Genomic DNA, 15,039 nt, shown 5'->3' on the forward strand with positions numbered 1-15,039 from the left:
TATCCGCCACGCGGTCAGGGGGCGGGCCGTCGGGAGTATGGTGATGGCGTCAGCGGCGGGCTTCGGGCTGCCGCTCATCCTGTGCCGCGGCCCGCTGGGCATCGGCGGGAAGCCGGGCCGTATAGTAATAGCCCGACTGCATCCTCTCCCGTTCGGCATGGGCCTGGATACGGTCCAGCACGGGAAGCGACCAGGCGGCGGCCAGCAGGCCGGCCCACAGGATGACCGTCAGCAAGCGGTCCTTGACCGCATATGCCTTGTCCATGATCCGGGACATTGCCACCTCCCCCGCTTGCCCTGTTCAGGATAGGAAGATTGTAGCGTGCAATGATTGTCGCCCTCTTAACGGCGATGTGCCGGTCGGGGGGCGAGTTTGTGACGGGATCGGGGCATTGGGATAGAAAGGCCCCCGGTGACCGACCCGGTCACCGGGAATATTGTCACTCCTTGCGGGCCAGCTTGGCTTTCAAGGCCAGCTTGGCGGCGCGGAAACGGGGGGCCCAGCCGGGCTTTTCCTGCTGGGGCGCGCGGCTGATGGCCAGGGCACCGGCCGGCACTTCCCGTGTGATGACGCTGCCGGCCGCGGTGAAGGCCCCGTCACCGATGCTGACGGGGGCAACCAGCGTGGAATGGGTGCCGATGAAAGCCCCGTCCCCGATGCGGGTCCGGTGCTTCAGCACCCCGTCATAATTGCAGGTGATGGTGCCGGCACCGATGTTGGAACCACCGCCCACGTCGCTGTCACCCAGATAGGTCAGGTGGTTGGCCTTGGCGCCTGGCCCCAGGTTGGTATTCTTCAGTTCCACGAAATTGCCGACATGGGCCCCTTCGCCCACGTCGCTGCCGGGCCGCAGCCGGGCATAGGGGCCGATGATGGCGCCCTTTCGCACCACCACGCCTTCCAGATGGCTGAAGGGCTTGATCTCCACCCCGTCGGCCACGGTCACGCCGGGGCCGAACACGACATGCTGGCCAATGGTCACATCACGGCCCAGCACCGTGTCGGCTGCGAAATAGACTGTGTCGGGATCCAGCAGCGTGGCTCCATTGTCCATGGCGGCCCGGCGCAGGCGGGCCTGGAAGATTTTCTCGATCCCCGCGAGTTCGGCCCGGCTGTTGACGCCGGCCGTATCCTCCACAGGGCCTTCCACGACGGCGCAGGCATGGCCGCGGGCGCGGGCCACGGCGACGGCATCGGTCAGGTAATATTCCCCCTTGGCATTGTCATTGCCGATACCGGCCAGCAGGCCGGCCATGCGGGCACCGTCAAAGGCCATGAAGCCGGCATTGCACAGGGTTACGGCGCGTTCGTCGGCCGTGGCGTCCAGGAATTCCACGATCCGTTCCAGCCCGCCACCGGCGCCCAGGATCAGGCGGCCATAGGCGCCGGGATCGGCTGGCCGCATGCCCAGGACGACCACGGCCGGGTCCGCCGGTCCGCGCCGCGCCGCGACCATGGCGGAAAGGGTGGCCGGGGTGATCAGCGGCGAATCGCCGTACAGCACCAGCACATCGCCCGTGAAGCCGGCCAGTTCGCCCATGGCGGCCATGACGGCATCGCCCGTGCCCTGCTGCCGTTCCTGCACGACGGTCGGGTGCGGGGCGACGGCTGCCGCCACATCATCCATGCCCGGCCCGACGACGATGACCATGCGCTCCGGCGACAGGCTTTGCGCGGCGGCCATCACATGGGCGACCATCGGTCGACCGCCCAGCGGGTGCAGCACCTTGGGCAGGGCTGATTTCATGCGTGTACCCTTGCCGGCGGCAAGGATGATGCAGGCAAGCGGACGTGCGGTCATGGGTGGCGGGCCGGTCGGCTGGTTGGCTATTCTGGCCGGTGTAGCACATGGCCCCCCGGCCAGGCCAAGCGGAACGGCAAGAAAGATGAACGTGACCATGCGGTTTCCCGCCCTGATCTTCGATTTCGACGGCACCCTGATCGACAGCGCCCCCGATATCGCCCTGGCCCTTAACCGGCTGCTGGCCGGGCAGGGCCGCCCGGAATTGCCGCTGGCCGCGGTCAAGGCCATGATCGGCGATGGCGCCGCCCGCCTGGTCGACCAGGCGTTCACGGCGACGGGCCCGTCCCTGCCGGCTGAGGCGTTGCCTTCCATGACGGAACGGTACCTGGCCCTTTATGGTGCCCTGCCGGCTGATCCCGCCTGCCTTTACCCGGGGGTGACGGAGACCCTGGCGGCATTGCGGCATGCCGGCCACCGGCTGGGCCTGTGTACCAACAAGCCGGCCGGCATCAGCCGGGACCTGCTGGCCGAACTGGGGCTGGCCGCCTTGTTCGATGCCGTGGCCGGTGGCGACACGGTCGCCCAGCGCAAGCCGCACCCGGCCCCGCTCCGCTGGGTCATGGACCGGCTGGGTGTCGGGCCGGACGGGGCCGTCATGGTGGGGGACAATGCCAATGATGTGGCCGCGGCGCGCGGCGCGGGCGTTCCGGTGGTAGCCGTGTCCTACGGCTATCCGCGCATGTCCGTGGCCGATCTGGGTGCCGATGCCGTCATCGACCGTTTCGCGGACCTGCCGGCCGCTCTGGCCCGTCTGGCCTGATGGGGGAAGCGGTTCAGCCCGGCTGGCGTACCGATGACAGGTGCAGCTTCACGGCCCCCAGATTGCTGTCGGCCTCCAGCCGGACGGGTACGGGAGGGCCCCCTTCCACGGCGGGGGCGATGAAAAGCGTCACGGGCGTGTCACGCCGGTTGTCCCCGCCGCGCTCCCGGCGGGGCCGGTTCTCCTTCCAGCGGCCGGCCAGCGGTTCGTAACGGGCGGTGCATTCCGTGGCCGGCCCGGCATAGACGGACAGGCTGCTGGCTTCCAGCACCGTCTGCCCGCGTGTGGCGAAGATCAGGTTGTAGCGCTGACGCCCGTCATAGACGGGGACGGTCAAATCACAGTCGCCCGTCCGTGCCACCCGGTCCAGCACGGCCACGATGGCGCTGACGGGGTCCACCGTCCCTTGCCGCAAGGCGGCGGGCACCGGCTCCCGGTCCTTCTCCGGCGCCGGATCGGCCAATGTCAGGGTGGGGGTGCCGTCCGGGGTATAGTCCATCGTGGTCAGCCTCGGCTCGTCCCGCCAGCTGCCATGTGCCGTGAACTGGTGGGGGCGGGGCAGGGGGGCCGCCAGGTCGCCGCGGGCCCGAACATCGGTCTTCCATCTGGCGATGCGCCCCAGGATACCCTCCGTCTGCATCGACAGGCCGGCATGGTAGCCGTCATCATCCATGTCCATGTGTGCGCTGGCATCCAGCACATGCAATCCCCCGACATGCACGGAATAGACGAGCATCAGGCCGCCGGGTTCGGCCACCTCCTGCGCGGTCGCGCCGCTGGTCAGCATCAACAGGGCGGCGGCGGCCAGTGCGGGGCGGGCGGCGGCGGGGGTCGGCATATCGGTTCGGCCTTCCAATGATGGGGGCGGCGATGGTTTCAAGATGGATCACGGCAGGGCCGGCTGCAAGGTGCCGCGGCCGGGTTCCCGCGGGCGGGCGGTGAAGAAAATCGGCACCGGCCCGAATTTTCCCTTTGACAGGTCCGGTACACCCCCTTTATAAGCCCGCTCCACCGACGACGGATGGGCGCGTAGCTCAGCGGGAGAGCATCGCCTTCACACGGCGGGGGTCGCAGGTTCAATCCCTGCCGCGCCCACCATCCTCTCGGTTCCTGAAAAGCCGCTGGCCCCCGTGCCCGCGGCTTTTTCGCTTTTCGGGCTTTCCCGTCTTCATGGCTGGGGGGCGGGCCGGCGCATCTGCTGCAACTGTTCGGCGGTTTGCCGCGACCGCCACAGCCAGGGCGGCTCCACCCGTCCGGCCCACAGGCCCCGCCGGTAGGAGATGGCCCGCGCCTCCACCGAGATATAGGCTGGTGACAGGGCGCGATAAGCCAGGGCATAGCCGCGCTGGACCATGGCGAAGGCCAGGTCGTCCCCGTTCTCTGCCCGGCAGATGGCGAATTTGGGTCCCGTATGCGGTGACTTGCCATGGGGCGTGCATTCGATCTCCCGGTCGTTGATCAGGCGGCGCAGCACCTCCTTCGACAGGGAGAAGCAATCATATTCCCGGCCCTTCACATTGACGCAGGTCTGGCCCTTGTCCGGTGCGTCGATGCCGTACAGCCTGAATTCCTGGCCCTTGACACTGACCAGATCGCCTTCCAGCGCCGTGCCGATGCCCCGCGTCGGGGCATCGGCCTTGTCCTGTGCCGCTGCGGGCAGCATGGCCAGCAGCAGGGCGGCCAGCAGGGTTCCTGCGGCCGCCCTCACAGCAGGACCCCGCCCGCAGCGGCCGGGCGTTGCACCGGTTCCAGCAGTTCCGGACCGTCATTGCGCACGGCATTGACCAGCGGTGTGGCGGGCCGCAGCAGCAGGCTGCCATTGGCCGGGGTCCGCATCAGGCCGTGGCGGGATATCTCCGGCGTGGCCGGGTCCAGCCAGCGGTGAATGGCCTGCTCGTCGGCCAGCACCACCGGCGTGCGTTCATGCACGCGCGCCATTTCATCGTTGGCGGCGGTCGTCAGGATGCAGCAGGTGAAAAGCGGTGCCTCCCCGCCGCGCCAGATGTCCCACAATGCCGCGAAGGCCATGGGTCGGCCATCGGCACGGGATACGAACCAGGGCTGTTTGCGATCGCCCTGCTGGGGCCATTCATAGAAGCCGTCGGCGGGGATCACGGCGCGGCGGTGCCGCCAGGCCTCGCGGAAGGACGGCTTCTCGGCCGCCGTCTCGCTGCGCGCATTGATCATGCGGGCGGCCCCCGTGGCATCATCGGCCCAGCCTGGCACTAGGCCCCAGCGCATCGCGGTGGCCGATCGCACCCCCGCCCGGTCCAGTCCGATCACCCCGATTTCCGCCGTGGGAGCGATGTTATAGCGGGGAGCCAGCAGTCGGGCCGGCAGGTCGGCACGCAGCCGCGCATCGAATGCCTGGGCCAGATCCTTCAGGTTCTTCTGCACGAAACGCCCGCACATGCCACCGCTCCCAACCTCGCTTCAGAGGCAGTTTACAGCAAGCGGCCGGACGCGGCAGGCGTTTCCATGCAAAAACGTGTGAGAAATGTCACAGGCAGGGAAATGGAACCGGCTGTAGACTCCATCGTTGAAGGGAAGGGGCATCATGCGAACAGGGCCGGGAAACCGATGCCGGCGGGAGGTAGCATTGTCTTTTCCATCGGGAGTTCTGCTGACGGCGGCCGAGAGGGCCGCCCTTCTGGGCCTTGACGAACCACGCGACCGGGAACGTCGCCTGTGGGGCGATGCCGGTACGTCCCTGCGCCCCGTGCGGCGGGAAAAGACCAATGTCACGGTGCGGCTGGACGCCGACCTGATCGAATGGTTCAAGCGCAATGGCGGGGATGCCAGGAGCTGGCAGGCCCGGATGAATGCTGTGCTGCGCGACCATGTCGACAGTCAGGATGACGGCGAGTAGCCGGCCCCGCTTAAAACAACCTGTTGCCCCGCACGTTCCATGGCCTATGATCGCGCTCCCTTTGCGTCGCGTCAGTCCCAGGAGAACGCGCCCATGACCAGGTTCGGTATCGGACAGCCTGTTTCCCGTACCGAGGATGCGCGTCTGCTGCGTGGGGCCGGGCGCTATACCGATGACGTGCGGGTGGAAGGGCAGCTTGCCGCTTATGTGCTGCGCAGCCCGCATGCCCACGCCGCACTGCATGGAATCGACGCTGCCGACGCGCTGGCAATGCCGGGCGTGCGGGCCATCATCACGGCCACGGATCTGGCACAGGCCGGCATCCGGCCCATCCCCTGCGTCGCATCGCTGAAGGTACGTCCCGGTACAAGGCTGGCCATGCAGCACCGGCCCGTGCTGGCGGATGGCTTCGTCCGCCATGTGGGGGAGCCGGTGGCCTTCATCGTGGCCGACGACCTGAACGCCGCCATGGATGCGGCGGAAGCCGTGATGGTTGATTACGAACCGTTGGACGCCGTGGCCGATGCGGCCGCCGCCCTGGGCAGTGCCGCACAGGTGCATGGTGGCGTGGCCGGCAATCTCTGCTTTGACTGGGAGAAGGGCGATGCGGCAGCGGCCGATGCGGCCTTTGCCGCGGCTGCCCGCATCGTGCGGCTGGATCTGATCAACAACCGGCTGTCCGCCAACCCGATGGAAGGGCGGGCCTGTCTGGCCCGGCATGACGGGACGACGGGTCGCACACGCCTGACATTGGGCAGCCAGGGCGTGCATGACATGCGCGGCCTGCTGGCCGCCGCCTTTGCCGAGCCGAAGGAGAATTTCCACGTCGTGACCCCCGATGTGGGCGGCGGCTTCGGCATGAAGCTGTTCTGCTATCCCGAATATGTGCTGGCCTGTTTCGCATCGCGGCGGCTGGGCCTGCCCGTGGCCTGGACCAGCAGCCGGTCCGAAGCGTTCCTGTCCGACGACCATGGCCGCGACAATATCACCCGTGCCGAACTGGCCCTGGACGCGGAAGGGCGCATCCTGGGCCTGCGGGCCGACATCATCGCCAACATGGGCGCCTACCTTTCCAACTTCGCCACTTATATCCAGACCGAGGGGCAGACCCGGATGCTGTCCGGCGTCTATCGCATACCGGCCATATACGCCCGTGTCAGGGGGGTGTTCACCCACACCCAGCCCGTGGACGCCTATCGCGGGGCCGGCCGGCCGGAGGCGGCCTATCTGGTCGAGCGGCTGATCGACAAGGCGGCGCGGGAGATCGGCGACGATCCCGCGGAATTCCGCCGCCGCAACATGATCCCGGCATCGGCCATGCCCTATGCCACCGGTCTGGACCATGTCTATGACAGCGGGGATTTCGCCGGCACGCTGGATGCCGCCCTGCTGCGCGCCGACCGCGACGGCTTCCCGGTCCGGCGGGCCCAGGCCCTGGCCGGGGGACGCCTGCTGGGCCTGGGCATCGCCACCTATATCGAAGCCTGTTCCGGCGGTGCGCCGGAACAGGCCGAATTGCTGATCGGCCCGGACGGGTCGGTCCGGCTGCTGATCGGCACGCAGTCGAACGGCCAGGGGCATGAGACAGCCTATAGCCAGGTCATCGCCGAAATGCTGGGTATCGCGCCCGAACAGGTCACCGTGGTGCAGGGTGACAGCGACGTGATCAGCTTCGGCTATGGCACGGGCGGGTCGCGCAGCGTGCCGGTGGGTGGGGTGGCCGTGCGGGACGGCGCGCTTTGCGTCATCAAGCTGGCCACGCCCATCGCGGCCCGCCTGCTGGAAGCGCCGGAGGAGGAGGTGCGGTTCGAGGTGACGGGGGAGGGGGGCGGCTTTGCCGTCGCCGGAACCAACCGCTTCGCCTCCTTCCGCGAGGTGGCCGCCGCCGCCCCGGCCGATGCCGACGGCCTGGCCTTCCGGGCCAAGGCCCGCTGGGCACCGCCGGCCCAAACCTTTCCCAACGGCACCCATGTCGTGGAAATCTCGGTGGAGATCGAAACGGGCGTGCCGCGCATCGAGCGTTACACCGTCGTCGATGATTTCGGTACGGTCATGAACCCGCTGCTGCTGGAGGGTCAGGTGCATGGCGGCATCGCCCAGGGGGCGGGCCAAGCGCTGCTGGAACTGATCCGGTTCGATCCCGACAGCGGCCAGTTGCTGACGGGGTCCTTCATGGATTACGCCATGCCGCGGGCCGATCTTCTGCCCATGATCGATTTCGCGCTGCGGCCTGTTCCCTGCGCCACCAACGCGCTGGGCATGAAGGGCGCCGGCGAGGCGGGGGCCATCGGTGCCTGCCCGGCCATCATCAACGCCCTGGTCGACGCGCTGTCCGGCCATGGTGTCACCCATATCGACATGCCGGCCACGGCGGAGACGCTGTGGCGGTTGATCAACCAATCCGGGGCCGCCCGCGCGGCGTGAAGAACCCATGACGACGACAGAAGAACGGGCTGGCCTGCTGCCGGCCGTGCGTGCGGCCGCTGAACAGGCTTCCCGCGCCATCCTGCGCCATTACGCCGCCGGAGCCGCCGCCACGGCCAAGGCTGACGGCAGCCCCGTGACCGCGGCCGACAACGAGGCCGACGCCATCATCCTGGCCGCCCTGCGCGCCCTGACCCCTGATATCCCCGTCGTGACGGAGGAGGAGGTGGCGGCCGGCCGCATTCCCGACATCAGCGGCGGCACCTTCTGGCTGGTTGATCCGCTGGACGGAACCAAGGAGTTCATCAAGCGCAATGGCGAGTTCACGGTGAACATCGCCCTGATCGAGGGCGGGGAGCCCGTACTGGGCGTTGTCATGCTGCCTGTGGACGGGACGGTCTATGCCGCAGCCGGCCCCGGCACGGCGGTGCGCGGCCAGCCCGGGCAGCCGGACGCGCCCATCGCCGTGCGCGCCGTGCCAGCCCGGGGCCTGACGGTTCTGACATCGCGCAGCCATGCCGACAATGCGGCGGTGGAGGCGTTCCTGACCGGCCGGCGCGTGGCGGAAAGGGTGGCGGCCGGCAGCTCGCTGAAATTCTGCCGCGTGGCGGAAGGCGTGGGCGATGTCTATCCCCGCCTGGGCCCCACCTGCGAATGGGACATCGCGGCCGGTCATGCCGTGCTGCTGGGCGCGGGCGGCAGCCTGACGCTGCTGGACGGCGAAGCCTTCCCCTATGGCAAGGCACCCACCTTCCTGAACCCCCATTTCGTGGCCTGGGGCGGGGCGTGAAATCCGGGGTCATGGACAGATGACCCTTGTTGGTGGCCCGCGCCCGCGTCGGCGCACCAGCCACCCGGCACGGGACGGATTGGCAGGTCCCCACCCGTCCTGCCGGCCCCGCAACCCGGCCCCGCCCTTGCGGCCATCCCTGATCCGATCCCATATGCACGGCGACAGCCACCAACCTTGAGGAACATTTCCGCCATGGCCCAGTATGATTTCGACCTGTTCACCATTGGGGCCGGTTCAGGCGGGGTGCGAGCATCGCGCATCGCGGCGGGTCACGGTGCGCGGGTGGCGGTGGCGGAGGAGCGGTATTTCGGCGGGACCTGCGTCAATGTCGGCTGCGTGCCGAAGAAACTGCTGGTGTATGGCGCGGAATATGGCCAGGCGCTGGAAGATGCGGCCGGATTCGGCTGGCGGGTCGGCAAGCCCATCCATGACTGGCAAGCCCTGATCGCCGCCAAGGATAAGGAGATCGCCCGGCTGAACGGCATCTATCGCCACCTGTTGCAGGGGGCCGGTGTGACGATCTTCGAAGGACGGGCCACCATTGTCGGCCCCCACACGGTGGAGGTGGACGGCCGGCGCGTGACGGCGGAACGCATCCTGATTGCCACGGGTGGCTGGCCGGAGCTGCCGGACCAGCCGGGGGCGAAGGAATATGGCATCACCTCCAACGAGGTGTTCTATCTGAAGGAGTTTCCGCGCCGCGTCGTCGTGGCCGGCGGCGGTTATATCGCCCTGGAATTCGCCAGCCTGTTCAATGGCCTGGGTGCCAAGGTCACGCAGCTTTACCGCGGCAGCCAGATCCTGCGCGGTTTCGACAAGGATGTGCGCGACTTCACGGCGGACGAAATGCGCAAGGCCGGCATCGACCTGCGCACCCACGCCATCATCGACCGGATCGAGAAGGTGGAAGGCGGGCTGATCGCGCATCTGTCCGATGGCACGCCGCTGGAATGCGATGCCGTGGTCTATGCCATCGGCCGCAAGCCGATGAGCCAGGGGCTGGGGCTGGAGGCGCTGGGCGTGGAGATGGACGGTGGCGGGGCCATCAAGGTCGATGACCAGTACCAGACCTCCGTTCCCGGCATCTATGCCCTGGGTGACGTCACCAACCGCGTGAACCTGACCCCCGTGGCCCTGGCCGAAGGGCATGTGCTGGCCGACCGCCTCTATGGCGACCGGCAGCGCGATGTGAATTATGACAATATCCCCACGGCCGTCTTCTCCCTGCCCCCCGTTGCCAGCGTCGGCATCACGGAGGAAAAGGCCCGCGACAGCCTGCCCGGCGGGGTCGATGTCTACCGGTCCAATTTCAAGCCCATGCGCCATCAGCTTTCGGGCCGTGACCAGCGTACCTTCATGAAGCTGGTGGTCGACCGTGCCTCGCAGAAGGTCGTGGGCTGCCACATGGTCGGGGCCGATACGCCGGAGATGATCCAGGGTGTGGCAGTGGCCATGAATGCCGGCGCCACCAAGCAGGATTTCGACAATACAATCGGCCTGCACCCCACGGCGGCGGAGGAGTTCGTCACCATGCGCACGAAGTCGCCCGACCCGACCTGAGCGCGCGTGCCGGCTATTTCCCCAGGCCCACGTCGCGATGCAGGTGCGGCGGGATGCCGGTGCGGTAGCTTTCACCGGCCAGCAGCTCCGTCAGCACCAGGTGCAACTGACCGGCCAGCCCGGCCAGGGCCGTTGCCCGCCGGGAAGGCGGCACGGTGCAGGCAAGGGAGGGGGTCTGGAGCGGCGATGCCGCCCCATGGGCCAAATCCAGCTTTTGCATTATCGCTATTCCTTATCCGGACCGCGGCGGATGCACGGGTCGCTGTCACACCCCGAATTTCGCTGAAACCAGCCTGGACGACAAACGAGTAATCCGGATAGGATGCAAAAGCTGTTTTTGTGCATGGGGGGATGATGGACAAGCGGCTGCCACCCTTGAACGCGCTGCGGGCCTTTGAAGCGGCCGCGCGGCACCTGTCCTTCACCCGTGCCGCCGATGAACTGGCCGTGACCCAGGCCGCCGTCAGCTATCAGATACGGCAGTTGGAGGAGCATATCGGCCGGGATCTGTTCCGGCGCCTGACCCGCCGGCTGGAGCTGACCGCCGCCGGGGTGGAGCTGCAGGGGGCGGTGCAGGATGCCTTCGACCGCATCCGCTCCACGATGTACAAGCTGACCGACGCGGCGGAGGACAAGGTGCTGACCGTCACCACCCTGTCCACCTTCGCCTCGCACTGGCTGGTGCCGCGGCTGGGTCATTTCCAGTTGCGTCACCCGGATCTGGCCGTGCGGCTGGACAGTTCGGTGGCGCTGGGTGATCTGGACGGGCGGTTCGACATCGCCATCCGTGCCGGCAAGGGGCAATGGCCCGGTACGCGGGCCGAACGGTTGATCGACTATACACTGACACCGGTGCTGAGCCCCGTCCTGGCCGAGCGGGCGGGCGGCATCCGCCATCCGTCCGATCTGGCCGGCCTGCCGTTGCTGGATTACGATCAGGTGGACGATGTCCGCTATTGGCACGGCTGGTTCGCCCTGGCCGGCGTGGCGGTCGACAGGCTGCGCGGCGGCCCGCAATATGATGTGCAGTCCATCACGGGCCAGGCCGCTGTCATGGGCCAGGGCGTGGCGCTGGTCTGCCCGGCCTTCTTCGCAGCGGATATCGTGTCCGGCCGGCTGGTCCAGCCTTTCCCCGACCTGATCTTGTCGACCGAACGGTCCTACTGGCTGGTCAGCAGCCAGCGGCGGGCGGAAGAACCGAAGATCAAGGCCTTCCGCGACTGGATATTGTCGGAGGTGGCGGCCTGCACGGGCCAGTGCGGGGCGCTGGGCGGTGTTCTCAATATCGGCCTGACGGGTCCACGCCTCTCGGCCTGATGCCGGTCCCGCGCCGGTTCCCATGGGGCCGGTGAAAAGGAAAGGGCCGGGACGTTGCCGCCCCGGCCCCCTTATACTATTTTGCGGTGACCAGAACCTATAGGTTCTGGTCACCACCCTCAATTGCCCGCGCCAACATTCGTTGGCGCGGGCGACGCCGCACGAGCGGTGCTGTGGCAGTCGCCGCCGGACCAACTTGCGATGAGTTCTACTCATCGCAAGTTGGTATACCGGTCCTGCTGACCGGATGCCTCCGGCGATCAGATATGGATCGGGCGGCCATCGACCGCCAGGGCCGCTTCCTTGATGGCTTCCGTCAGGGTGGGGTGGGCGTGGCTGGTGCGGGCCACATCCTCGGCAGAGGCGCCGAACTCGATGGCCAGGCCCAGTTCCTCGATCATTTCCCCGGCCGAGGCGCCGATGATATGGGCACCCAGGATGCGGTCGGTCTTGGCGTCGGCCAGGATCTTCACGAAACCATCGGTGGCGTTCATGGAACGGGCACGGCCATTGGCCATGAACGGGAACTTGCCGGCCTTGTAGGCCACACCCTCGGCCTTCAACTGCTCCTCCGTCTTGCCGACGGCGGCGACTTCGGGCCATGTGTAGACGACGCCGGGGATGGCGTCATAGTTGATATGGCCCGACTGGCCGGCCATCACCTCGGCGGCGACGACACCTTCCTCCTCGGCCTTGTGGGCCAGCATGGCACCGGCAACCACGTCGCCGATGGCCCAGATGCCGGGCACGTTGGTGCGGAAATGATGGTCGGTCTTGATGCGGCGGCGATCATCCAGTTCGACGCCGACGGCTTCCAGGCCAAGACCCTGGGTATAGGGGCGGCGGCCGATGGCGACCAGCACGATATCGGCTTCCACTGTTTCGGCCTCGCCGCCCTTGGCGGGCTCCAGCGTCAGCTTCACGGTCTCTCCCCCGGTCACGGCGCCGGTGACCTTGGTGGAGGTCTTGAAGGACATGCCCTGCTTGGCCAGGATGCGCTGCATCTGCTTGGACACCTCGCCGTCCATGGTCGGCAGGATGCGGTCCAGGAACTCCACGACCGTCACGTTCGCGCCCAGCCGCTGCCAGACCGACCCCAGCTCCAGGCCGATGACGCCGCCGCCGATGACCACCATGCGCGCCGGCACGGCGTCCAGCGCGATGGCGCCGTCGGAAGAGACGATGCGCTTCTCATCGATGGTGACGCCCGGCAGGGGGGCAACGTCGGAACCCGTGGCGATCAGGATGTTCCGGGCCGTCACGTCCTCGGTCGATCCATCATCCTTGGTGACGGTGACCATTCCGGGGGCCTTGATGGAGCCCAGGCCCGTGTAACGGGTGATCTTGTTCTTCTTGAACAGGAAATCCACGCCCGTGACGTTCGACTTCACCACATCGTCCTTGTGCTTCATGACGCCGGGCAGGTCCAGTTCCACGCCCGACACCTTCACGCCGAAGGCCCCCAGATGGTGCCTGGCCTCGCTGTACTTTTCCGACGCGACCAGCAGGGCCTTGGACGGAATGCAGCCGACATTCAGGCAGGTGCCGCCCAGCGTCTTGCGCTTTTCCACGCAGGCCACGCGCATGCCCAACTGGGCGGCGCGAATGGCGGCGACGTAACCGCCGGGACCGGCACCGATGACGACGAGGTCGAACTGCGTATCAGCCATGGGAATGACCATCCGTTTCTTGTGACGACCCCGTCCAGGGTCCTGGTTCATATCGCTGGAATTTATGGCAATCCCTTCGCCCCCTGTCCAACGCCCGACCCTGGGACCAGATGCCGCCCCCGCACATGGCTGGATCGGAAAGGCTGTTGCAAAGGCAATTTACCGCAATTTTAAGACAGTTTTCGGGTAACAACCGACCAAAGGATAGCTACCTTTGTACGAGAAAGGGTGACACCATACCGACATAAACCAGAATGCCTGGTTCCACCGTCGCGGGGACCGAAAACATGGCGCAAGGGTTGGGAGGAAACATGGATCACCTTTCCGGGTGGCGGGAAACCGCCACGACGACGACGCGTACCCGCAACGCCATTGCCGAACTGGCGCAGGAGGTGGGGACGCTGGGGGTTTCCATCGCCGATGTCGCGGGCCATGTCGGTGATGTGTCGGGCCGCATCGCCCGCCAGGCCGCCATTTTCGAGGAATTGCGCCGTCAGGCCGGCGACATGGCGGCCGGCAATGCGCGGGTGACGGAGGCCGCGTCCGCCGCCCGTTCCGTCGCCGGCCGGGCCCGCCAGGAAGTCGCCGACAGCCGGGCGCAGGTGGATCATGCCCTGGCCGATATCCGCGCGCTGGCAGAGGATGTCAGCGGCATCGAACGGCAACTGGCGGGTTTGACCGATGCGCTGGCGCGGGTCGGCCGCGTGGCGGCGGAGATCAATACCATCGCCAAGCAAACCAACCTGCTGGCACTGAACGCCACGATCGAGGCGGCCCGGGCCGGTGATGCCGGTCGTGGCTTCGCCGTTGTCGCGACGGAAGTGAAGGCGCTGGCCAACAAGACGGCGGAGGCGACGCAGGAGATCGACGCCACCATGCGCGACCTGGGCGAGCAGGTGAAGGCCCTGTCGGCGCGCGGTGCCGCCGGTGCCGCCAAGGCCACGGCCGTGCGCAACGATACGACCCGTATCGGCGAGGTGATGCAGCGTCTGGCCCAGGCCATGACGGAGGTGGATGACCAGCAGGCCCATATCGATGGGGCCGCGCGCGCCATCAGCACATCCATCACGGCGGTGGATGGCCGCATCGGCGGGCTGGCCGGGGACGTGAAGGACAGTTCGGGCAGCCTGAAGGTGGCCGGCGACCGGCTGAACAGCCTGCTGGAACTGAGCGAGCGGCTGATCGGCCATTCCGCTGAACTGGATGTGGAAACGGTCGACACCCCCTATATCCGCACGGTGCGGGAGGTGGCGACGCGGATCGCGGCTGCATTCGAGCGGGCCGTGGCGGACGGAACGCTCAGCATCGGCGATCTTTTCGACACCGATTACCGGTCGGTGCCGGGTACCGACCCGGAGCAGCATGTCACCCGCTTCACCAGTCTGACGGACCGGCTGCTGCCCGACATCCAGGAACCGGCGCTGTTGCTGTCGGACAAGGTCGTGTTCTGCGCGGCCGTGGACCGCAACGGTTATCTGCCCACCCATAACCGGAAATTCAGCCAGCCGCAGCGGCCGGGTGATGTGGCCTGGAACACGGCCAATTGCCGCAATCGCCGCATCTTCGACGACCGGGTGGGGCTGGCCGCCGGGCGCAACACCAAGCCCTTCCTGCTCCAGGCCTACCGGCGCGACATGGGGAACGGCACCTACGCCCTGATGAAGGACTGTTCGGCCCCCATTCTGGTCGCGGGCCGGCATTGGGGGGCGGTGCGGCTGGCCTACAAGGTGTGAGGCATGGGGCCGTCCCGCCCTGCGTGCGACGGACCCCGGCCGCTACCGGCGGCCACTGCCGCCGCGCGGCACGTGCCGCGTGAAGCACAGGCGGCGGATGTCGCGCCG

Annotated in this window: 14 protein-coding genes and 1 tRNA gene; 8 read left to right on the plus strand and 7 right to left on the minus strand. The window is 67.6% G+C overall.

Annotated features, from left to right (window positions below; genetic code table 11):
- Nucleotides 1-49 precede the first annotated feature (49 nt).
- Both ABC728_RS19475 and glmU read right to left on the minus strand, forming a co-directional pair.
- Complete coding sequence (locus tag ABC728_RS19475) at nt 50-277, minus strand: hypothetical protein (protein WP_416618495.1); 228 nt, start codon at nt 275-277, stop codon at nt 50-52.
- A gap of 163 nt (nt 278-440) precedes the next feature.
- Entirely contained in the window at nt 441-1,802 is a 1,362-nt protein-coding gene (gene glmU / locus ABC728_RS19480) for a bifunctional UDP-N-acetylglucosamine diphosphorylase/glucosamine-1-phosphate N-acetyltransferase GlmU (protein WP_416618496.1), read from the minus strand.
- An 85-nt stretch (nt 1,803-1,887) separates the two neighbouring features.
- Between glmU and gph the strand changes: the two genes are divergently transcribed.
- Entirely contained in the window at nt 1,888-2,565 is a 678-nt protein-coding gene (gph, locus tag ABC728_RS19485) for a phosphoglycolate phosphatase (RefSeq protein ID WP_416618497.1), read from the plus strand.
- Between the two features lie 13 nt (nt 2,566-2,578).
- Here gph and ABC728_RS19490 read toward each other — a convergent pair whose 3' ends face one another.
- Nucleotides 2,579-3,403, minus strand: coding sequence for a DUF3108 domain-containing protein (locus tag ABC728_RS19490; protein ID WP_416618498.1), 825 nt, complete (start codon nt 3,401-3,403; stop codon nt 2,579-2,581).
- A 185-nt stretch (nt 3,404-3,588) separates the two neighbouring features.
- Between ABC728_RS19490 and ABC728_RS19495 the strand changes: the two genes are divergently transcribed.
- Nucleotides 3,589-3,663, plus strand: a tRNA-Val gene (locus ABC728_RS19495).
- 70 nt (nt 3,664-3,733) lie between these two features.
- Here the strand turns inward: ABC728_RS19495 and ABC728_RS19500 are convergent.
- Both ABC728_RS19500 and ABC728_RS19505 read right to left on the minus strand, forming a co-directional pair.
- Entirely contained in the window at nt 3,734-4,273 is a 540-nt protein-coding gene (locus ABC728_RS19500) for a thermonuclease family protein (RefSeq protein ID WP_416618499.1), read from the minus strand.
- A complete protein-coding gene (locus ABC728_RS19505) occupies nt 4,270-4,977 on the minus strand; it encodes an SOS response-associated peptidase (protein ID WP_416618500.1) in 708 nt (235 codons plus the stop codon). Before ABC728_RS19505 ends, ABC728_RS19500 begins: the two co-directional genes overlap by 4 nt.
- Nucleotides 4,978-5,164: 187 nt before the next feature.
- Between ABC728_RS19505 and ABC728_RS19510 the strand changes: the two genes are divergently transcribed.
- The 4 genes from ABC728_RS19510 (at nt 5,165) to gor (ending at nt 10,211) form a co-directional block, all read left to right on the plus strand.
- Nucleotides 5,165-5,434, plus strand: a complete 270-nt coding sequence (locus ABC728_RS19510; RefSeq protein ID WP_416618501.1) for a BrnA antitoxin family protein — start codon at nt 5,165-5,167, stop codon at nt 5,432-5,434.
- Between the two features lie 93 nt (nt 5,435-5,527).
- The gene (locus ABC728_RS19515; protein ID WP_416618502.1) at nt 5,528-7,858 is read left to right on the plus strand and encodes a xanthine dehydrogenase family protein molybdopterin-binding subunit; all 2,331 of its coding nucleotides are present in this window, start codon (nt 5,528-5,530) and stop codon (nt 7,856-7,858) included.
- 7 nt (nt 7,859-7,865) lie between these two features.
- Nucleotides 7,866-8,648, plus strand: a complete 783-nt coding sequence (cysQ, locus tag ABC728_RS19520) for a 3'(2'),5'-bisphosphate nucleotidase CysQ (RefSeq protein ID WP_416618503.1) — start codon at nt 7,866-7,868, stop codon at nt 8,646-8,648.
- A gap of 195 nt (nt 8,649-8,843) precedes the next feature.
- Complete coding sequence (gene gor, locus ABC728_RS19525) at nt 8,844-10,211, plus strand: glutathione-disulfide reductase (RefSeq protein ID WP_416618504.1); 1,368 nt, start codon at nt 8,844-8,846, stop codon at nt 10,209-10,211.
- 13 nt (nt 10,212-10,224) lie between these two features.
- Here the strand turns inward: gor and ABC728_RS19530 are convergent, their stop codons facing one another.
- On the minus strand, nt 10,225-10,431 hold the full coding sequence (locus ABC728_RS19530; RefSeq protein WP_416618505.1) for a hypothetical protein: 207 nt from the start codon (nt 10,429-10,431) through the stop codon (nt 10,225-10,227).
- A 131-nt stretch (nt 10,432-10,562) separates the two neighbouring features.
- Between ABC728_RS19530 and gcvA the strand changes: the two genes are divergently transcribed.
- The gene (gcvA, locus tag ABC728_RS19535) at nt 10,563-11,528 is read left to right on the plus strand and encodes a transcriptional regulator GcvA (RefSeq protein ID WP_416618506.1); all 966 of its coding nucleotides are present in this window, start codon (nt 10,563-10,565) and stop codon (nt 11,526-11,528) included.
- 260 nt (nt 11,529-11,788) lie between these two features.
- Here gcvA and lpdA read toward each other — a convergent pair whose 3' ends face one another.
- Nucleotides 11,789-13,198: a dihydrolipoyl dehydrogenase gene (gene lpdA / locus ABC728_RS19540; RefSeq protein ID WP_416618507.1), complete on the minus strand. Its 1,410-nt coding sequence runs from the start codon at nt 13,196-13,198 to the stop codon at nt 11,789-11,791.
- Between the two features lie 311 nt (nt 13,199-13,509).
- On the opposite strand from lpdA, the gene ABC728_RS19545 reads away from it, so the two are divergent.
- Entirely contained in the window at nt 13,510-14,931 is a 1,422-nt protein-coding gene (locus ABC728_RS19545) for a methyl-accepting chemotaxis protein (RefSeq protein ID WP_416618508.1), read from the plus strand.
- Nucleotides 14,932-15,039: the final 108 nt, after the last annotated feature.

Source organism: Niveispirillum fermenti (genome assembly GCF_052474395.1).